The 19,750-nt window shown below is 58.9% G+C and carries 14 protein-coding genes, 1 other RNA gene and 1 CRISPR repeat array; of the genes, 2 read left to right on the top strand and 13 right to left on the bottom strand.

All coding sequences use genetic code 11. The features are described 5' to 3' along the window. The first annotated feature begins 26 nt into the window (after nt 1–26). A complete protein-coding gene (locus A4R35_RS25260; protein ID WP_112428327.1) occupies nt 27–236 on the top strand; it encodes a Clp protease N-terminal domain-containing protein in 210 nt (69 codons plus the stop codon). Between the two features lie 438 nt (nt 237–674). Continuing rightward, nucleotides 675–1,298: a CRISPR direct-repeat array (repeat unit 37 nt; unit sequence GTCAGAACGCCGCTCAAGCCCGTTTAGGGATTGGAAC). Between the two features lie 254 nt (nt 1,299–1,552). On the opposite strand, the gene cas2 is transcribed toward A4R35_RS25260, so the two are convergent. The 13 genes from cas2 to fxsT form a co-directional block, all read right to left on the bottom strand. Continuing rightward, nucleotides 1,553–1,840 carry a CRISPR-associated endonuclease Cas2 gene (gene cas2 / locus A4R35_RS25255; protein WP_112428325.1) on the bottom strand — a complete coding sequence of 96 codons (288 nt, stop codon included), beginning with the start codon at nt 1,838–1,840 and terminating at the stop codon, nt 1,553–1,555. 9 nt (nt 1,841–1,849) lie between these two features. After that, entirely contained in the window at nt 1,850–2,947 is a 1,098-nt protein-coding gene (gene cas1d, locus A4R35_RS08290; RefSeq protein WP_112428323.1) for a type I-D CRISPR-associated endonuclease Cas1d, read from the bottom strand. Nucleotides 2,948–2,994: 47 nt separating this feature from the next. Beyond that, nucleotides 2,995–3,666, bottom strand: a complete 672-nt coding sequence (cas4, locus tag A4R35_RS08285) for a CRISPR-associated protein Cas4 (RefSeq protein ID WP_223258251.1) — start codon at nt 3,664–3,666, stop codon at nt 2,995–2,997. Next, on the bottom strand, nt 3,647–4,672 hold the full coding sequence (gene cas6, locus A4R35_RS08280) for a CRISPR-associated endoribonuclease Cas6 (protein WP_112428321.1): 1,026 nt from the start codon (nt 4,670–4,672) through the stop codon (nt 3,647–3,649). Before cas6 ends, cas4 begins: the two co-directional genes overlap by 20 nt. 130 nt (nt 4,673–4,802) lie before the next feature. Beyond that, the gene (cas3, locus tag A4R35_RS08275) at nt 4,803–7,454 is read right to left on the bottom strand and encodes a type I-D CRISPR-associated helicase Cas3' (protein WP_189361537.1); all 2,652 of its coding nucleotides are present in this window, start codon (nt 7,452–7,454) and stop codon (nt 4,803–4,805) included. Nucleotides 7,455–7,558: 104 nt separating this feature from the next. Continuing rightward, the gene (gene cas5d, locus A4R35_RS08270; RefSeq protein WP_112428317.1) at nt 7,559–8,299 is read right to left on the bottom strand and encodes a type I-D CRISPR-associated protein Cas5/Csc1; all 741 of its coding nucleotides are present in this window, start codon (nt 8,297–8,299) and stop codon (nt 7,559–7,561) included. A gap of 195 nt (nt 8,300–8,494) precedes the next feature. Then, nucleotides 8,495–9,508 (bottom strand): type I-D CRISPR-associated protein Cas7/Csc2, encoded by a 1,014-nt coding sequence (gene cas7d, locus A4R35_RS08265; protein ID WP_112428315.1) that lies wholly within the window; start codon nt 9,506–9,508, stop codon nt 8,495–8,497. Nucleotides 9,509–9,644: 136 nt separating this feature from the next. Continuing rightward, the gene (locus A4R35_RS08260; protein ID WP_112428313.1) at nt 9,645–10,157 is read right to left on the bottom strand and encodes a hypothetical protein; all 513 of its coding nucleotides are present in this window, start codon (nt 10,155–10,157) and stop codon (nt 9,645–9,647) included. Between the two features lie 58 nt (nt 10,158–10,215). Beyond that, entirely contained in the window at nt 10,216–12,873 is a 2,658-nt protein-coding gene (gene cas10d / locus A4R35_RS08255; RefSeq protein WP_112428311.1) for a type I-D CRISPR-associated protein Cas10d/Csc3, read from the bottom strand. 226 nt (nt 12,874–13,099) lie between these two features. Further along, nucleotides 13,100–14,236, bottom strand: coding sequence for a helix-turn-helix transcriptional regulator (locus A4R35_RS08250; protein ID WP_189361535.1), 1,137 nt, complete (start codon nt 14,234–14,236; stop codon nt 13,100–13,102). Between the two features lie 386 nt (nt 14,237–14,622). Then, nucleotides 14,623–14,989: a transfer-messenger RNA gene (gene ssrA / locus A4R35_RS08245) on the bottom strand. 161 nt (nt 14,990–15,150) lie between these two features. Then, on the bottom strand, nt 15,151–15,528 hold the full coding sequence (locus A4R35_RS08240; protein WP_112428307.1) for a thioesterase family protein: 378 nt from the start codon (nt 15,526–15,528) through the stop codon (nt 15,151–15,153). A 144-nt stretch (nt 15,529–15,672) separates the two neighbouring features. Then, nucleotides 15,673–18,603, bottom strand: a complete 2,931-nt coding sequence (fxsT, locus tag A4R35_RS08235) for an FxSxx-COOH system tetratricopeptide repeat protein (RefSeq protein WP_112428305.1) — start codon at nt 18,601–18,603, stop codon at nt 15,673–15,675. 311 nt (nt 18,604–18,914) lie between these two features. Between fxsT and A4R35_RS08230 the strand changes: the two genes are divergently transcribed. Next, on the top strand, nt 18,915–19,682 hold the full coding sequence (locus A4R35_RS08230; RefSeq protein WP_189361533.1) for a glycerophosphodiester phosphodiesterase: 768 nt from the start codon (nt 18,915–18,917) through the stop codon (nt 19,680–19,682). Nucleotides 19,683–19,750: the final 68 nt, after the last annotated feature.

Raw genomic sequence — 19,750 nt, 5'->3', positions numbered from 1 at the left:
CTGGCGACCAGGCAGTTGCGGGTGAGCTGCCGTGGACACCGCGAGCCAAACAGGTCTTCACGCTGGCAAAGGAAGAGGCTCAGAGACTGAAAGTAGGACGCATCGGCACTGAACATTTGCTGCTTGGGTTGCTTCGGGACGGAGACAACCTTGGCGCGGGGATGCTAGAGATGCTGGGGATCGATCTTGCTGAGGCGCGCAGGCAGATGTTGCGCGTCATTGGCAAAGGAGAATAATGCAACAGGATGGTGAGGTGATGCGCCCCAGTTCCTGCTGTGAGGTCTAGTGCAGGGGCACCGGTGCGAGAATTCAGGCCCTAGATCCCATATTGTGGCCTGGTCCAGTCGGTGGTAGACCGGCACGAGCTGCGTACCAAACGAAGCAAGGGTCCTGCTCTCTCCTCTGGGCTGCCCCTTCCGCGTGCGCTGTTATCGACTCCAGTACCAATTTCACCATTATCAACAAAAGCTGTTTTTGCTGCTGTTGCTGTTCGCTTCGAGGATCTCGGCTCCCGACGTTCCACGCAGCGATCCTCGAATGGCTTTTGAAGCCGGCTGAGGGCCATATAGCCTGGCATCATTACCGCACGAGAGCGGTCACTGATGACCGATTTTTTGGGATCATCGAAAATGCTTGACGGAAGCCGCTCCAGATGCTATCTTAGAAGGGGTGCCGTCAGAACGCCGCTCAAGCCCGTTTAGGGATTGGAACATACAAAGACAACTGTGTATGCCGTATATACATTTTTGTCAGAACGCCGCTCAAGCCCGTTTAGGGATTGGAACAGCCTGGCTGCAATGCAACCTCTATCTGCATCTGGTCAGAACGCCGCTCAAGCCCGTTTAGGGATTGGAACTCTTCCACGTGGTGGTTTACCAATTGCTCTCATTTCTGTCAGAACGCCGCTCAAGCCCGTTTAGGGATTGGAACTAACACTCGGGGCCGCCCACCAGGCTCTCTCTAGAAAGGTCAGAACGCCGCTCAAGCCCGTTTAGGGATTGGAACTACTGGCTGACGCGGGATGTTTCCATCCCCGTGGGTCAGAACGCCGCTCAAGCCCGTTTAGGGATTGGAACACAAGTGCTCATCGGCGTTCGTGATAGTGATCTACGTCAGAACGCCGCTCAAGCCCGTTTAGGGATTGGAACCATACTCGACGCCGGGGAGACGGCAGTCTGGATGGAGTGGTCAGAAGGCCGCTCAAGCCCGTTTAGGGATTGGAACTTGCAAGAGATCCAGGCTTCAAAGCCGTTCAAGGCTGGTCAGAAGGCCGCTCAAGCCCGTTTAGGGATTGGAACCAGGCACATGTGGGGGCGACGTCTACGGGGGAGATGGTCAGAACGGCGCTCAAGCCCGTTTAGGGATTGGAACTACTATCGGCTGCTGGACCAGGTCAGAACGCCGTGCAAACCTGTTTAGGGATCGGAACAAGGGATTGAAAGAGAAAAAAGTAGGACCAGCCCTTCCCCCGGAAACGATGCCTGGAGAAGGGCTGGTACTTTTCTGTGGAAGGCACCGGCCAGCAACGCTCGGGTCGGGTCACCAATCGCCCCTAAGAAAAGTAGAGGTGTTCCTCTCGCGGTGGCTTGCCTCCGACGGTGAGAACGTGCTTTACACAGGCCTGACAGAGCGGATACATACGGACACTGTCCTCCCGCTCGTTCAAGTGGGCTGCCAGGCGTGCCCGGAGAAGCACAAGCTCCTTCTTTGTCAGGAAGCATTCGAAGACTGAATACTGAGTCCACTGCCCGAAGCCACAGAGGATCTTGTACACACGGGCACGGCGCCGATCATCAGGAATATCATAAGCAATGATATAACAACAGGTGTCATGAGACATATAGCGATTTCACCTCACTACGAACGGCTGATAGTATGCAATCTCGCCAGTCAGGTACTTGGCCAGAAGACGCGCCTGTAGCTCGATGCAGCGCCGATAACTCACACGATAGCCGAAGATCGGATGAGTGATCTCCTCCTGGAAACGCTCCTCAAGAGCGGTGAGAAAGCGCTTTTTTGGCTCTTTCTTGAGACGATAGGTGCCGAGCAGCTCCTCGAAATCGTCCCGGCTGAGCATATGCTTGTTAACTAACTTCACAACGACAGAGTCAACAATGAGCGGGCGGAACTCTTCCATGAGGTCAAGAGCCAATGCTGGGCGGCCATAGCCACTGCTGTGGAGATAGCCGATATAGGGATCAAAGCCAACAAGCTGAACAGCTCCTGTGAGGCGATTCGCCAGGATGGTGTAGCCATAACTCAGCAAGGCATTAACAGGGTCTGTCGGAGGCCGCTTTGTCCGACCCGGGAAGCCCCAGATGTCAGGCTCCAGGAGCATCTGAGGAAAAGCGGCATAGTAGAGAGCGCTACCCTGGCCTTCGAGGCCCAACACGGTTTCCAAAGGAGTTCCTCTGATCCTGTGATCGCCTGTGGCGAGAGGGCGCAGAGAAGCAGAGACCACTGCAGGAAGCTCACGAACTGATTCGATGATTCGAGCGAGGTCCTCCAGCACCACATGTGCTTGGTCAGGGGAACGCCGTGACAACAGACGCTGCAAAAGACGCCGTTGGTTGGTGAGCTTGCCGGCTACAAAGCACGAGGCCAGCGAGAGCCGCTGCTGGGGATCATGATGGGCCTGATGCTGCGCAATCCGCAAGAGAGCATTTTTCGATGCCTCCGGAATCAGCGATCCCCGGAAACTCCCATACTCGCGCATGAAGTGCACAGGTATCTTGCGCTCGAGCAAGAGGTCCAGTGCAGCTGCCGTAAACGTGACATCTCCCATCACAACGACCTCATCCACCTTGAGAAGAGGAATACGCTTTTTAAGCAAAGCCGTTTTCTGTTCTCCATTAACCAGACGTTGCTCCGGGATATGAATGAGAAGACAGTCTTCAGTATCTCGCTTTACCAGGCTATGAGCCTCCATGAGATAGAGCGTAGACACATTCCACTCCTTTATTTCCCATTGGTTATGCTATGGCCATCGGCTTTTTAGCAAAGATTACACCCAGGCATCGCCTGTCCCGTTGTATCTTCCTGCTCTTGCTCCTGAAGCGCGCGGACCTCCTCGGGTAGGCAGAGCGGCAGCAGACTGCAGTCGCGACACCGTCGTGCTGCCTTCCCCTGAAGAGGAACCGGTGGGCCTGGCTCTCGGGCAAGCTCCAGAGCCAGCTGAATGCTTTCCTGCGTCTTCTGACGGAGTTCGGGGAGAAACAGAACCTGCTGACGACGCCGTGAGCCAAAGTAAAAGATGTAGCCATGCGTGAGCGGTGCCAGATGTGGAAGATGCTCCTCCAGACAGAGTGCCTGAGCGCAGAGCTGGATATGATCATTCAGCCAGCGCCCTTCTTTCCCTCGCTTGTATTCAACGGGCACCAGCTTTCCCCTCTCCTCTTCAAGTAAATCCAGGTAGCCAGCCGTGCGCAGGCGCTCGCTGCAGAGATAGAGGCGATGGATGCGCTCCACTCCTTTCTCGGTAAGGAGGCCAGGCTGATCCACCCCTTGATGAAGCAGCTGGCCCTCTAGTACAAAGGCATTAACGAGCATCTCCCCCTGAACATATTCGTAATAGAAGCGTCTGGGACAATACTCCAAGGCATTCAGGGCGGAGAAAGGAATAATCATCTGCTCAGCCGGCTCACTGTCAGTCAGCCTGGTAGACAATTTCATCTTCCTCTCCCACTGGTTTGTGAAAGGTCGACGCAGCCCTGGCCACAGCATGGCTGGCTGACGGCTGCTCAGACGACGGCTGCACATTCAGCCAACGCGCTTGCCCCATGCCCATCGCTGTTTTGTAACCCACGCCGCTAAAGAGAGCCAGACGAGCAAGGGGCGTCAGCCAGCGGGCCTGTGGTACGTCCCCTGGCCCTTTCACTTCGTAGGTGATGCGTCCCAGAAAGCCGGTCTGTCCAAAGCGGCTGGAAGGCAGGTACTGGGTGCGAAGATCGTAGTGAGAGACGATCAGGTTGTCAGCACACCAGTCAGCAATCGCGAGAGGGGTCAGACCGGCAGCAGTGAGGCGCAGGGGCGCGGGAGCGAAGAGATCCCAGGAGCGTGCCAGGCTTTCAAAGACAGCAGCGGGCTCGGGGAAGAGAGTCAGCAGCTTGCCCCAGGGGCGTTGTCCCTTACTAAAGGCCGTGGGACTCGCAAACTCAAAGGTGTAGTGTTCCTGGACCTCCTGCTCACGGGCCAGCTCCTCAAAGGAAGTGATCGCCACCCAGGACGGCCTCTCATGCGCTGGATCAGGGGCGGCTAGAATATGGGTGATGAGCAGCGGCGTCTGCTCAATGGTCAGGCAGAGCTGTCGGGCCTGCTGCAGAGAGGTGCGCAGGATAGCCCGGATAAGCCGCTCATCTAAGAGCGTCAGACGCAACCAGTAGCGCTCTCCAGGCTGGACAGGTACCGGTTGCTGCTGGCTGGTGACAAGCTGCAAATCCTTCGCACTGAGCTGGCGAAAGCCGTGCAGCAGACTAAGTGTGTAAGGCCGGCGCTGATTTGGCTGGTGCAGCCAGGCCGAGAGATCTGGATCGACCCGGCGCACCAACTGCAAAAAGGCCGCCTGTAGCTGCGGGCCACAACTGGGCGTCAGCCAGCCCGGCTCAGCTGGCTCTACTCGCAGCACCATTGAGATGAGTGTTCCGCGCTCCTCTACAACAGCTCCTGAAGACATAGTCGCTCTCCTCTCTCTTGCTCTGTCCTCAGCAAGCTGCTGCGGCCAGCAAAAAGGCCGCAGCTGGCTGCGTGAGGCGTGGCAGTTTCACTGTCTCCTCGTGAGGACGCTGCTTTCTCCCGCTGTCTCGTTAGAAGAAGAGCAGCTCGCTCTCTCCCTGCTGTCCTCGCCGCCGATCACGCTCGAAGACCCAGCGAGGGATCTCCGCCGCCAGTTGCCAGGCCAGCGGACCCAGCACAGCCCGATAGCAGACCTTCGGGCGATCGGCGAAGGAGACCTCCAGCGCCACAGGGAAAAAGCGTGCTTTCTGGCGCAGGGACATGAGCCAGGCAACGGTGCTGCTTTCCTCTGCCGCCACGAGGACAGGAACAAAGCGCTCTTGTAAACACGTGCGTATGCAATCTGGAAGACCGCTATCATCGTTGATCAGTCGCGGCTGCAAGCCCCAGAGTGCCGTGACGCGATAGGCCCACTGTTCTTCCCATGCCCCCCGCTCCTGGTCAGGGACGTCCAGGCGTAAGCCGACTTGACGTGGCTGCTTGCGTAGCCCATGAAGGCGACAGAAGAGAATCACCTCCTCCTTTCTGGCGCGCACTGGCTTCTCTCGCTGATTTACAGAGACGTCCGCCTGCCAGCGGAAGCTTTCGGAAAAGCAGGCGCGTCTCCATTCCTCCACGGTGGGGAAGAAAGTCGCTTCATACGAGCGCAGAATGTGGAAGAGATCATAGTGGGTCACGTCCTCGTCAGACAGCAGATGCTGCGGGTCGAACACCAGTACCTGGAGCGTCTCAAAACCCTCGCGGAAGTTCCATCGAGCGTGCTCTACATAGTACTGGCTCAGATCCTGCTTGAGCCAGCGAATAGCCTCAAGACTGCACCGCGGCTTTTCTTGCCGATGCTCGATGATAGAAAGCAAGCGCTCATCAAATGCCTTCAGATAGGGGATGGTCGGATCATGCTGATCTGGCGGCTGGCCATTGAGCAGGGCGGCGAACCGCTCAAAGGCAGCAACGGGAATATGGCTGAAGCCCCCATAGCTGCGGGCAAGCTCTTCATAGCGCCTGAGTACTTCCCGTATCCGCTTGTAGGACCAGGGACGCTGGCGCTGCTCTTGCTCTCCCGCAAAGGCCCTCTGGAGGTCCTCCAGGAAGTTATCGAGGAGTGGCAGCTCCTCGTCGGCCATCCCCTGGCCGATCAATCCAATCGCGCGGCAGAATTCCACAATCGCACCGCTGCGCACATAGGCGGTCAAATTCTGCCTCGCCGGCATCTGGGCCGCCAGCTTGGCCAGCGTTCCTCGCTCGATCGTCGTCCCGTCATAGCCTTCAAACAAGCGATAGCTCTCCTGATCCACGACAGCCCAGGCCTGACAGGGGCCACAGTGCTCTCCTGTCGGCAGCGCCAGGACCCTCCCAACGCGGCCCAGACGCTGAAGTAGCTCATCGCCCGACCAGGCGTCGAAGAGCAGGAAATCGAGCGAGGGTCGCGGCTTGCGCACAGTCGATATGGGAGTCTCTTGCCCTGCCTGCTTCTGCTCTGACCGCGTGCGCTCGAAGTTGTAGCCGATGTCCACCGTAGGGGTAGCCAGGATTAACTGGCGCTCGCGTGCCTGATCACGTGCCTGGCCGCTCTGCGGGCCCGTAATGCGCCCTACCCGTTCGCTGGCAGCTGGCCAACGCGCTTGCAGCTCGCGGTAGATCAGATTGATGGTACGTAGCGAGTTAGAGAGAATGGCCCCCTCGACAGGGAAGCCATCGGCAGGCTGCATCTCTAGAAGCTGGCGCAACGTTGGCCACAGGTGCTGGACCAGGCTCAGCAAGGCGTCGCCACTTTGGCGCTGGCTATGCTGATCCTGTGCCAGTTCTTCAGCGCTGTAGATCGCCAGCTCCACGGGCGTCAGTGCTCGCACCGGTTCGACTTTGTCTGTCCACGCCTCGGGAACAGGGTCCTGCGGCTCGATCCATTCGGTCTCGATCCCCAGCCCTTCCAGATAGCGCCGCATCTGCACCGAGGGCGTCGCTGTCAACAGGCACACTTGCCGGGGGCTGTCAGGGCCACTGAGGTAGCCCCAGGCCGCTGACAGCTTCAGGAAGAAAAGAAAGGCTGCGAGCTGCCGCGGGCTGTAGTAGTGCACCTCGTCGATGATTACCAGGCTAAAATCTCGCAGCACCTCCGTCAACAGCGGCCCGCGGTCAAAGCGATTGTAGCAAGCGGTCAGGATATAGTAGAAAATGTCAGGGTTGGTCACAAAGATAGTGGCCTTGGCCGTCGAGACATCTTCCTGCAAAGCTGTGGCCGGCTCGCTGAGCAGGTGGCGCAGAAATTGGCCGAGGCGGGAGTAGCCTTCTGTGGTCAATCCTTGCCTGTACCCTTCCAGAGCGTCGCGGGTCACGGAGACCACCCGGTAAGGCAGCCCATAGCGCTGACAGAACTCTCTGGCAGTGGCTGCGTGCTGCTCGATCAGCTCGTTCGTAGGGGCGATGAAGAGCGTGTCTCCCTGGCGGGGCGTCAGCTGATCAGGGCCGATCTGACGCACACGGGCCAGCAAGCGCAGCAAGGCCCCCAGGGTTTTGCCAGTACCTGTGGCGTGGGTATTGATGACCAGCGGCGCCGTGGCCTGGTACATGCGCCACTGATGGTAGAGGAGCCGAGGCACTTCCTGTGTCGGAGGGCCATCCACCTCGCTCCCGCCCTGCTCAGGTCTGGCCGAGCTGTCGAGCGCAAGCGGATGCACCCCTAGCCAGCGGCGTTCCTCTTGAGGACATACCTTGATGGTCAGCACGATGTTACCCTCCTCTTTTCCAAGTTCCAATCCCTCAACGGGCTTGAGCGGCATTCTGACGCACGGCCAGGCGGGCCCCCCATAGCCGGTCAGCGCTCATTCATTCAGGGCAGGGTCTCGACGCCATAGTGCATGCCGGCGGGCAGAGGAACGACTTCGCCATTGGGCAGACGCCCGACCCAGAAAGGGCCGCGCAGACGCGCCTGACGCACCAGCGGCGCCGGCGGAATATTGTACAGGGTGAAGCTGCGCATGCCAGAGAGCATGGCCTCCGGCAGGTCAGCGGCATTCAGAAAGAAGTCGACAACGTACTCTTGCTCCTGCGGCTCCTGGGTAAGCAGCTGCAGTGGTTGCCAGTCGAGGCGGGCCTTACTCTGAAACTTGCCCAGACGGATGTAGCGCGGCAGTGCGGGAGCCAGCTCTTCCGGCAACAGTGCGTAGAAACGTGCCTGGCTCTCGGCGGCGAGCAGACGGATCTTGCCAGCCTGGGGGAAGTTCATGGCCCGGGCCTTGCGAGAGCGTTCCAGCGCAATGGCATTCTGATCGAAGCGGAAGTAGTAGCTGTCTGACTGGGCGTTGAACTGGCTGAACGCGAAGCGCAGGCGACCAGGCAGAAAAGTCGCCGGCGTCACATAGCGGCCCTGGTGGTTCAGCGGCAGCAGGTCTACTTTATAGCGTGGCGGGCCATTCCAGTTGTAGGGAGAGGCACACCAGCCCAGGGCATAGGTCAGGGCGTAGTTGCCGATCACGGGCTCGGTCTCGTAGAGCTGGCCCACCTCGCGACTGGCAAAAAAGGTATGTTCCAGCAGTGTCAGTTCAACCTGATAGATCGCCAGCGTTGTCATATCATGATTCCTCCTGGGGTGCAGGGGGAAAGGAAGGCGCAGCCAGGCCAGGGTTCCTCTGTCGAGTCGTGTCGCTCAGCTGGGCCGAGCTACATTCCTGGCCGCTATCCTCTTCTTGCGTTTCTGTCCCTTTCCTTCCTTTCCCGCTTCTTATCGAGACTTCAGCCTGTTTCCTGGCGTGCGGAACCCAGAATCTCAGGGAAGAGCCTGGTAGCTCGCTGTGGTCTCCTGAAGGAGCGCCTTGAGACGCTCTGGCTCGCGATAGAGCGTCAGAGTCTCTTCTAGCAATCGCGCCAGAGCTTCCCCGCGCACGACCAGTGGCGGGCGCCCGACCAGGTCGCGCAGCAGGGTATCGGTGGCCTGCTGCACAGCATGCTCGACAAGAGCGTCAGAGAGCGGCACATCCAGCTCCGTACTCCCCTGCGTCTCCAACAGCAGATCATAGACCTCCTGGGTCAGTTCGAGATTCGAAAAGATCTCTGTATCGCTAAATATCATGGCCACGATCATATTGCGTACGCGCCCCTGACGGCTGCTGATTGCCCCGTAGCGGGTGCTGCGCAGGATGTTGCCAAGCACGTATTGGAACTCTCCTGGCGTGAGATCCTTGAGCGTCTCGATATCGAGAAAATGGGTCTCGGGCAAGACGTACTCATCCTCGTTGATGGAGGTCGAGGGCTTCCCATCAAAGGGGTTGCGCATCGTCCCGTTGTCGAAGGTAGCGTTGAAAGTGCGCTTGCTGGTGACCTGGTGGGCCGGAGCCAGGGAGTAGGCATCGTCGGTCATGACGCGACTCTTCTGGGCACCGCCACCGCCAGCGGCGTAGCCATAGACCATGCAGTCGATGCACTTGCCACAGGGGGCATTGGTATTCAGCGCGCACGGGCGCTGCTCTCGCCCCACTGTCACTGCCCCCAACAGCTCGTACTCGCGCAGCAGCTCGCGCCCAACACGGCGCTCCACCGCGGTCTGTTTGCGCTTGCTGATGACCACGCGCTGGATCGGTTCGCGTGTGCTCTCCCGGCGACCAGCAGTCACCAGCTCCTTGACAAGACCCTCTCCACTGCCTTCCGTGCGGAAGATGGTCTCTGACTCAGTCTTGCGGATCAGGATCACGCTGATATAGCGGCCATGCGGGAAGTTATCATAGCGCTCCAGCAGATAGTCACGGTACTGATTGAGGACGGTGAACGTTGTAGTGACACTCATGGATACGCAACATCCTTTCTTATGAAATGTATCTTATGGATTGTATCTCTACTCTTGCACTCTTCTGGCTGTTCAAGGGGTGAGGGCGCTGAGGGAAGCGCTCAGGCCTGGCCTGGCCTGCTGGACCCTGTGCGAGCTAGTCCGCGAGGGAGCCGGTTGCCGCTTCTTCCTCGGACTCCTCCATTTCAGCAGCCTCAAGCTGCGCAAACGCCTCATCCTCTGAGGCTGCCCGCTTCCTCTCCATGAAGACGCGCGCCAGCTCCTGACGCACATAAACCAGGTAGGCGCTGCGCAGCGAGCGCTCACGCTGGAGCAGTTTCCCTGTATGGTTGTCAAGGGCCTGCTTGAGCACTTTCTCAAAAAACAGGTCGACGTACTCATAGATCGCTGCCTCCGAGACCCGGGCTCGAATGCGCTTGAGGTGGTCGAAGATCAGGCCTTTGCTGCTATCGCGGGCAAACTCCAGCTCCTTTGGATAGCGTCCCAGTTCGGCCAGAATGATGTCCAGGGGTTTCAGGAGCGAATTGCGCTTGAATGAACGGCTACGAATGGCTTGCCTGGCCGCGTGGACGGCCACCTCTTTGAGTGCCTGGGCCAGAAGGTCCCCTCCGGCCTGATGAGGGCTTGCCTGGGAAGGTGTGGACGTCACAATGAACCTCCTCTTGTTGTAATCTGGGCTATGAACAAGCGACAGACAGACGGGTGCGTTAGCCGATCGCCTCCGCAGCCCCGAGCAGCTGCTCCAGCAGCGGGGCGACCTGATAGCTGAGCTTTAAGACATACCGCTCCTTGCCGGCTTTCTCCTCGATCAGGCGGTCAACCTCGTGGTAGAGCATCAGAGGGTCATGAGCTGCCGCCGCAACGAGGTCGTAGAGCACCGCCACGGTCGACGGAGCATGCGGTTGCAGGACAAGAATCAGCTTGTGCAGCAAGGCAAGACGACGACAGAGGGCCTGGACCTGGGGACGAGTCAATACCTGCTCTGGTAGCAGCCAGGTGAGGGCCTGGGGCACTCCCTCAGCCATGAACGCTACCGGCTCCGACCCGATTGTTTCCTGTTCCAGGTTAAGCAGCGGCGTCGGCAGGCGCGAAAGGAGTACGCGGCAATCAAACCAGGCGGCCAGCAAGAGAGCTTTCTCCAGAGCGACCAGGTATTGGCGACCATATCCTTGCTGGTTGATCGTCAGCGGCAGCACTGGTGTGGGACTGAGAGCCTCTTCGTAGCGCGGAATAACCAGTCCTTCGCGTCCAGCTACGCGATAGCGTAGCTGTTGCAGAAATCGGCCATCAGCCAGCCGCTGCCACTGCTCCGCGTCGCGCGTGTCTGGGTCGATTGCTCCCAGGTCTTCCTCCCTGACACTCTCGATGGTCTGCCACCAGGCTTGCAGCAGCGGCCCAGGGAAGAAGCTGTACGGGAACAGGTGGAGATAGAACGTTTGAAACTCACTCCCTTGCTTATCGCGGTGCGACGGCCAGGCCAGCTTTTCCAGGAGGAACTGCAGCCGGCAGATGGGACAAATATTGCGCTTCGGTTCGCGCGGGCTTCCGCCCTCCAGCCGGTTCGAGAACTGCTGCACCCCGATACTGGGCGGCACCTGCAGGGCCATCCATTCCTCGGCGGGCAAGGGACTGCTACAATAGCTGCATTGCCGGTTGGCGTGGCGCGGGTCGGCATAGTGGCGTAGATTTGCCTGAAAGTCGACTGGCTGCTGCAGCTCGCCGCTGACCAGGTCCCAGAAACTCAGATGGCGATCCAGGTAGTCGAGTAGCGCCTCCTCCTGGGACGCCAGCGACAGGTCCCCCCCCTCTGCAGTCCCTGCTGGGTCCTGCTGGTCCCTGCTCTCCACTGACTGGGAGGAGGCGGGCTGTCTCTGCTCCCGTTTGCCACGGCCTGCGCGTGGTGGTGCAGCTTGCTGAGCCTGCTTTTCCAGACGGGCGAGATCGGCGAGGGCCGCGGCCTCCATCTCAGGAAGCTCGAAGGCCGGCAGGTCGCGAGCCATGACATAGCCTCGCCGATAGGAATTGACCAGCGCGTAGAGATCCTGTCGCTCTTCAGGCACTCCAAAGAGACGTGCCGCGCGCTGCCAGGCGTCATCGTGCAGGCGCTTCAGCTCTTCTCCTCGATGGGCTTCAAGAAAGTTCCGGTAGGCCATGAGGAACTCGCCCCGCTTGAATGCCTCGGAATCGACAGGCAACAGATGCTGCTCTGCCAGCAACGCTTGACACTGGGCTTGCAACAGCGGCTTCGCCGCTGCCTGCGGAGAGGCGAGGAAGGTTTGCAGGTCCTCACGCGCCGCCGCTTCGCGCTCCTGGCGCCAGTCTTCCCGGTATTGCTTGCGCATGACCACCTTGGTGATACACCCAAAGATCCGCTCGATAGAGGCCCCACTGTCGAGCGCTGCCTTGTCGACGTTGATCCCCGAGGGCCGCGCCTTGATGAACTCTGTCAGGCCTTCCTGCTGCATCTCTGCCAGCCTGCCAATCACTCGCCGGGTCAGCTCACGCTGCTGCTTGCGCGTCCAGGTAAAAGGGATGGCGCGGTTGAGCAGGTAGTCGACGCCCTCGGCATGGAAGAGCAGGGGAATGCAGCTTTGCGGCCCATACTGTTCCTGGAGGAAATGGACGACCTGGTTATGGATCGTATTGGAAAGCAGGCCACGCTGTTCGGCCAGGCGATGGCTAATAAAGCGGTACCGCTGCTGGCCCCCGCTGAGGTGAAGGCCCTCGTTCAGCCGCTCAAGAGCCTTCTGATGAATATGGCGCTCCTGATGGCTGGTCTGGTCTGAGCTGTGAGACAGATCCAGTACATCCGCTGTGCGCAGCAGCGCTCTGAGCGGCCCTTCAAGACGGGACCGGGGAAGACGACATTGTTGCGCAAAGGAGAAAGAGAACTGGGAATTCTGAGGCGCCTGGTCCTGATGGCTATCGACCAGGAATTTGATGTCCCGCAGATAGTCCCGCCACTGTGGGAAAAAGCGGTCCGCTTGCAGGGCCTCTAGCTCGCTGGCCAGGTGCTCCAGTGTAGCCGCGTTGGCATAGCGGATAGCTTTTCCACTGCTGTCCTTACTGTAAGCTGGCAGCTTATTGATGTCATGGAGAGTCATGGCCAGGAGAAGACAGCGCAGCTCAGTGGCATTCAACCCAAAGAGAGGCTGGAGTCGCTCAATGATTGCTGCTCCATTGAGCACATGCAGCCAGAGACTTTCCCCTTGCTTACTGCCCGTCTGGATGATCTCCTGGTAGTGGCGTAGTCCTTCGTCAGCGATGCACTGCAGGTACTGCTGAAAGACCTGCTCTGGGTCATCGCCCCGGTAGGTCAGGCCCAGTACCGACCAGGATGGAGAGGTGTCAGAGGCCGGAGCCATCTCAATTCATCCCCCTTTCCAGAGAAAGATTTCAATACAGGAGAGTCGACCATCGCTCCCACAAGGGCAGCCTCTCCCTCACTGCTCGTCAGAGGTGAGAGGTGGTTATATAGTAACAGGTCGATACGACATATTCTGTCGTATCAATCTGTTGCTGTACAACAACATAGATGGAAGGTGAAGGGACCGGAGGCGAAGGAGATTGGGGCGGGAGAACGGGCCTTCCTTATCGCACCTCCTCTGGCTCGTGCAAGCCGAGTCCATAGAGCTTGCCCATCTTGCTGACGACCCTGCGCATCTCCTCTCGCAGCGACGCTGGCTCAACCAGCTCCGCTCTCTCCCCGTAGCGTAACAACTGCTGGATCACCCGCCACCCGCTGTACGCTGTGGCCCGGATGAGTATCCAGCGTTCCTCTTGCCCTTGCTCGTTCATGCGCATCTCCTCTCGCTCAACCATTTGCGACAGCCAGCGCTGGCTCAGGCCAGGCTCAGCGATCCTCGCGTCCAGCCAGAAGCGGAAGGTCAGCACGTGGCGAGGCCGTGTCCTGCCAGTGAGCTGCGGCTCAATCTGCAGCGACTGCTCCTGAATGCGATCGATGCGGAACTCCAGAAATCGCCCGCGCTCGGGATGATAGGCAACCAGATAGAAATGCCCCTCCATCTGGATCACATAGGCGGGTTCAAGATGCTGATGGGTGACCTCTTTGCCCGAGAGAGGCCGATAGGTAAAGCGGATGTGCTGGCGCTGCTGTATCGCTCGCGTAATCTTCCTGATCAGCTCCTGATAGGGCAGATAGTCCATCACAGGGGCCAGATTAAAGTAGACATAGGGGGTGCGGGCCCACTGTTGGAAGCGCTGCTGCTGCCGTGGTGGCAGTTGCTGGGCGAGCCGCTCGATGAGTGCCTGCACCTCATCCGCAAACGGGTGGCGCGGCTGGGGCTGTGGCAGCGCTTGCGTCGGGTCTGGAGGAGCCAGGCGATAGGGGTCCGTGAACATCGAGGCCAGGAAAGCTAGACATTCCACCTCTGTATCCGACAGGGACCAGAAGGGAGCCAAGCCCTGATCATCCTTGAGGACATAGCGTGCCGGGAGCCTCCCCCGCCGCTCCCGAACCAGCACCACGCCAACCGCTTCCAGGATCGCCAGATCTCGCTCTAGCATGCGATGGGCCCCGCGGAGCCGTGCATCATCACTGGCCTCCTCCCGATCTATGCCATAGTGCTGCCCCAGGCTGGAGAAAATTTGCTCGCGTGTGCAAGGCCCTTGTCGCAGCAGTGCCAGCAGGCGCAGAAGCCGCTCGAACCGGAGGACGGCAAGCCTTTCCTCTGATGAAAAAGGTTCAGCGTGTTGGAAACCGGCCATGCACTGCTTTCCCTCCATCAAGGCAAGAAAGATGTTTTTTACCATAGGGCTTTTGTGCGCCCGCTGTCAAGGTGTCGGGTCACTCTTCTGTCTTATGAGCAATGCTGCTGCTGCCGCTGGTGCCGTTCGCTTTGTGGATCTTGGTACCCGGCTTCTCATGCGGCGATCCTCGCAAGGCTTCCCTGGTCGTAGGAAGACCACAGTGGCTGGTATCAAAGCCGCATAGAAGGAAGCGGTCACTAATGACTGCTTTGCAAGCCCGCTGAGGGATTGGAACGGATCGACAGTGGCATCAAACAGGGGAGTGGCTGTAGCTTCAAACTGTCACTCAAACTGTCACAGAGCAAACAGACCACTCCGAAGGCAGCTCAGGAGTGGTCTGAGAATGGTGGAGATGGGGGAGAGTCGAACTCCCCGTCCAGGCAACCCTGTTAAAGGATATCCTACAGGCTTAGTCGGTGTATTGCTATGCGCAGAGGACTCCCACCGACAGGATTCCTCAGCGCTGGCCCTCTGGTCTTAGATGCCGCTTAGAGGGCGATCACCGGCACCGCAGCCCGTGTCGTCGGCGCCCACATCTGACCCCACAGGCGAAAGTCAGAGGGACGACGCTCGCCTAATTAAGCGGCGAGAGCGTAGGAGTAATTTGCCTTGTTGGCAGTTATTTTTTTGCCGGTTGTTTAACGAGAGAGCACACCGGCACCTCGGCCTGCAATCCTTTCAACAGCTTGTCTGTCGAAACCCGTCATCCCCATGATATGGTCGATTGCCCAGGGTAAGGGCAACCACCCCTGATCGCCAGCGCCAGACAGGTCTGGCCAGTCCAAGGCAATCAAGGGCAGGATCAGATGAGCTGCCACTCTCTTGTGGCCTTCTTATCTTACCACACCATATAACGTCCAGCAAGGGGAGAATTATTTCAGGCGCTCCAAGAAACGTTGGAGATGGACAATAAAACGCTCGTGGATGCCTTCCCCGATTTTCTTCTCCTCGTCATAAGCCTCAACCCTGAACACCAGGCGCCGCCCGTCCACCTCAATCAGCTCGGCAGTAGCATGAACACGCTGGCCGATCGGCGTCGCCGCCAGATGTCGCACATCAACACGTGTCCCCACCGAAACATAACCCTCCTCTAGAAAATCAGCTACCGCCCGCCAGGCTGCATTCTCCATCAAGGCGATCATCATTGGCGTTGCAAAAACCTCGACACCTCCCGCTCCAACAGCGGCAGCCGTGTTCTCATGAACAACCGTCGTGCTCGCCTCACCTTTCAGCCCTGGTTGTAAGCTCATAACGCTCCCATCCCTTTCTTGTAGTCTTTAATGAGAAGCACCAATGCAGACGACCCTTTCCATGTGGCTGGTGCCTCTCATTGATGTTTGTCTGCGGGCTGCCTGCTGGATAAGGCAAAGGCAGTCCGCAGTTCTTCTCGCACACTAGTTGGAAACGACTGCTCTCCCTGGAGCAGCTCCTGTCCCGGCCTGGCCTATTGACAGGCTCTGTGCCTGCCGTGCCTGGATCTCCCGGGCACGGGCACGCAGCTCAAGCGCTCGACTGACCTGGCGCGTCTGCTGCAGAAGCAAGGCGTAGTTTTCCAGAAAACGCGCGTACGTCGGATGATTCTTTCCGAAGACCCGTTCGCCAATCTCCAACGCCCGCTTGAAGAGCGCCCGCGCCGGACCGTACTTGTGCAAAGCTGTATAGAGAGTCGCCAGATTATTGAGATTGATCGCTAAGGCCGGATGGTCAGCCCCCAACATCCTCTCGCGAATCTGCAGAGCGCTCTGATAGAGTGGCTCCGCCCGCTCATACTCGCCGCGATCATGGTAGAGCATCGCCAGATTTTCCAGGCAACTCGCCGTATAGGGATGCTCATCGCCGACCAGCTGCCGATAGATCGCCAGCGCTCGCTGATAGAGCAGCTCGGCCTGCCCATAACGCCCAGTCTCGCGATAGAGCAAAGCTAGATTATTCAATGTCGTCGCCAGGTCTAACTGCTCGGCGAGCGGCAGACCCTCATGAATCGCCAGCGCCTTGAGATAGCACTGCTCAGCCTGCTCGTGATGCCTCTGGGCATGATAGAGGCTGCCCAGAGCGCTCAGCGTCTGCGCCACTGCTGGATGCTCGCCCCCCAGCAGATGCTCCCGCATGCGCAACGCCCGTTGATAGAGCAACTCAGCCTGCTCATAGCGTCCCTGTGCCCGGTAGAGTGTTGCCAACTCGTGGTACAGCGTGGCCAGCAGAGGATGCTCAGGCGCCAGCTCTTGCTGCCAGCTCTCCAACACTTGCAGGAAAAGCGATTCGGCTCGCTCGAAATCACGCCGATCCCGGTAGAGCAAGGCCAGCCGATAGAGAGCACGGGTCAGTCCCTGGTGGTCGTTCCCTGCCTGCCGCTCTTCAATAGCGACTACTCGCCAATACAGCGCTTCAGCCTCGGGAGATCGTCCCTGCTCCTCGTAGAAAAGCCCAAGGTTGTAGAGGCTGGCACTCAACTCAGGGTGTTCTGGCCCAAGCTGCTGCTCACGGATGAGTAGGGCCCGACGTAAGAGCGGCTCTGCCTCGCGGTAGGCTACACAACGCTGCAGGTAATAACCGGTCTGCTCCAGGAGACGCGCAGCGTCAGGACTGACCAGCTGCCACTCAGCGACCCAACGAGCACAGGTAAGCAAGTGCGGCAGATAGGCCCGGCAGAGAGCCATAGGGGTTGCTGTCTCGCTCTGACAGGCGCTCTCTACCAGGCGAATAGTCTGCTCCGCCCACAGTAGACACGATTCTCTACTCAGACGCTGACGAACAAAGGCGCTGACCAGGCGATGAAGAACCAGTGACCCTCGGCTGTAGTCGACCAGCGCGAAACGACGTAACTCATGGATCAGTCTGAGCAGGTCGAAGTGCTCCAGGAGAAGCTGACCCAGGCTCTCCCCTAATTCACTGCCGCCGCTCACCAACAGCTCAAGGGGGAGATGATCGGGCTGCAGGAAGGAGCAGAGACGCAATAACTCAGCGGCGCTTGGACTGATGCGTTCGGCCCGTGAGAGACTGATATGCAACACGGCTGCCAGCGGCTCAAAGAGACTGTCGACCTGATGAGTGGCCGACCGGATACTCCGCTGAAGCTCAACACTGGCCTGCTTGTAGAGGTTCAGATAACTGCTGAGGCTACATTGCTCTGTCTCGATATAAGCTCCCGCCAGAGCAAGAGCCAGTGGATAAGCCCGGAGCACAGCCACCACCTCGTCGGCCCGGCTGGCCTCTGCTGGAGGAGCCTGCTCCAGCGTTGCCTCCACCGGCAGCAAGCCAGCGGCGCGCAACAAGAGAAGGGCAGCTTCCTCCGCCGTCAGCACAGGGAGCGTCACTTGCATAGCCTTGGGCAGAGCTAGTGGCTGACGAGCCAGCAGAATCTGATGACCACGGGCTCCCACGGGCAGCAAATCGCGGATCGTCTCACCATCCGCCACATTATCCAGAATGAGCAGCCAGCCTGACTGCTTTTCTAGCCAGCGGCGCACCGCCAGAGCGACCAGATATTGATTAGGAAGCACTCGCTCTGGCAACTCGAGCACCTCAGCAATACGTGCCAACTCATGAATGAGTAGCTGACGACTGGCAGCATTGACCCAGAGCACAGCCTCATACTCGTGGCCGTACCGATAAGCATATTCAAGAGCCAACTGCGTCTTCCCGCTGCCGGCTGGTCCGCTCACCACTTGTGGTGGAGTAACCGCGCTGGCCTTGTTGCTAATAGGCATGTCGTGCAGATAGGCTAACAACGAGGAGCGACCAGTGAAGAGCGGGTTCCGTCGATAGGGTACCAGCCAGAGTGAGGGCGAAGAAGAGGAAGAGGCCGCTATCGCTGGCTCAACTGGCGGGGTCGGTGGTGGAGGTAGCGGAATGGCCGCAGTAGAGATGGCGCTCGCACTCGCAGCAGCAGCGAGCCAGGTCCCTAACTCCGCAATCACCTGCTGCCAGGCCGCTTCACGGTCCTCCCAGGCGCTAATGGCCACGCCATTCGTCGGCAGAACCGCTAAATCGGCCAGTGGCGTGTCCTCTCGCTCGGTTGGCCGCACGAGCACGGGAATCACCCGTGCCAGGCCAGCGTTATGACGTTGGAGAGCCACTTTCAGCTCTGCACTGTAGCAGTAGGCAGAGTGCACAAAGTCGGGGCTTACTAACAGGAGAATGAGTTGCGCTCGTTCCAGGGCAGAACTGATCTCACCGCTTTCTTGCCAGGAAAGACCCTGGCCCGTAGCACGCTCCTCCCAATCAGCAATGAGACCTTGCCAGCGGAGTTGGTAGAGATGATTGATAAGTTCGTTACGCGCGGCTTCGTCTTTGAAGGTGTAGGCCAGGAAGACCTTCACTGCCATGTTCTGGCTCCTTGCGTATGAGTGAGACAAGGGCAGTTCCTTGCCCTACCGCCGGGAAGCACAAGGTTCTTCGCTGTCTGGCGAACGGATCAAAAGGATGAACGCCCCTTCGAGCGAAACACGAAGGTAACGTGCATCTTGTACAGTGGCTACGCATCTAGTATACACTCAGTGAGAGCAAGGTCGCAATAAATGAGGCGAGGAATCCGACATGTTCCATGCTCGCTATCGGCTTCAGAGCTGATACAGCCTATCTGCTTCGCAAGAGAAATTTATTTAAACAGAGTGTAACACTTTATATGGAGTGCTGTATGGTAAGTGCAGTTCAACGTATTGCCCATCGTGGTGGGGCGCAGCTGGCGCCCGAGAACACCCTGGCGGCCTTCCGACAGGCCTTAGTCTTGCCTGTGGATGCCATTGAGTTGGACGTGCAGATGAGCCGCGATGGCCATCTTATCGTCTTCCATGACGCCACAGTCGAGCGACTCACTGATGGTCGAGGAAACATTCTTGATCTAGACTTTGCCTATCTGCGCAGTCTCAACGCTGCGGCTCACTTTCCGGGGGGCTGGCCGGAGCCGCAACGGATTCCCACCCTGCGCGAGGTCCTTGACCTCGTCAAAGGACAACGACGCGTCTGGATTGAAATCAAGCCGAGCCAGCGTGGAAGCGTCTATGGACGCTACCCGGGCATTGCCGAAGCGGTCGTCGAAGAGCTACGGCGTGCGGACATGGTCGGCCAGGCCGTAGTAATCTCCTTTGACTGGTATCTCTTGCCAGAAGTGAAGCGACGAGAGCCGAGACTAGAGACGGGAGCGGTCCTCTCCGAAGACATCTGGGACCCCCAGGCTGGGCAGGCCCTTGATACCCTGGTAGAGCAGGTCCGTGAGTTGGGCTGTAGCTGGCTGGATGCGGATGAGACCCTTTTCCTGCCGCAACTGCCTGCCCTTGTCCATGGTTGCGGCCTCAAACTTGGCGTCTGGACAGTGAACAGTCTCGAACGCTTGCGGGAGCTGGCGGCGAGCGGTGTTGATGCTTTGACCAGTGATCGGCCCACTCTCTTCTCTGCTTTATCGTAGCCCCACGCCGTGCACGGGTTGTCGAGCACGGCGCAGCTATGTGCCCTCCAGGGGGGAGGCGTGTCCTT

It is taken from the genome of Thermogemmatispora tikiterensis, from assembly GCF_003268475.1.
In the GTDB taxonomy this organism is placed as follows: Bacteria; Chloroflexota; Ktedonobacteria; order Ktedonobacterales; family Ktedonobacteraceae; genus Thermogemmatispora; species Thermogemmatispora tikiterensis.
This window is presented reverse-complemented; position numbering and strand designations above follow the sequence as displayed.

Excerpts from the sequence above, each read along its gene's own strand:
- cas2 (WP_112428325.1), bottom strand. The coding sequence starts at position 1,840 with ATGTCTCATGACACCTGTTGTTATATCATTGCTTATGATATTCCTGAT.
- cas6 (WP_112428321.1), bottom strand. The coding sequence starts at position 4,672 with ATGTCTTCAGGAGCTGTTGTAGAGGAGCGCGGAACACTCATCTCAATG.
- cas5d (WP_112428317.1), bottom strand. The coding sequence starts at position 8,299 with ATGACAACGCTGGCGATCTATCAGGTTGAACTGACACTGCTGGAACAT.
- cas7d (WP_112428315.1), bottom strand. The coding sequence starts at position 9,508 with ATGAGTGTCACTACAACGTTCACCGTCCTCAATCAGTACCGTGACTAT.
- cas10d (WP_112428311.1), bottom strand. The coding sequence starts at position 12,873 with ATGGCTCCGGCCTCTGACACCTCTCCATCCTGGTCGGTACTGGGCCTG.
- A4R35_RS08250 (WP_189361535.1), bottom strand. The coding sequence starts at position 14,236 with ATGGCCGGTTTCCAACACGCTGAACCTTTTTCATCAGAGGAAAGGCTT.
- A4R35_RS08240 (WP_112428307.1), bottom strand. The coding sequence starts at position 15,528 with ATGAGCTTACAACCAGGGCTGAAAGGTGAGGCGAGCACGACGGTTGTT.
- fxsT (WP_112428305.1), bottom strand. The coding sequence starts at position 18,603 with ATGGCAGTGAAGGTCTTCCTGGCCTACACCTTCAAAGACGAAGCCGCG.
- A4R35_RS08230 (WP_189361533.1), top strand. The coding sequence starts at position 18,915 with ATGGTAAGTGCAGTTCAACGTATTGCCCATCGTGGTGGGGCGCAGCTG.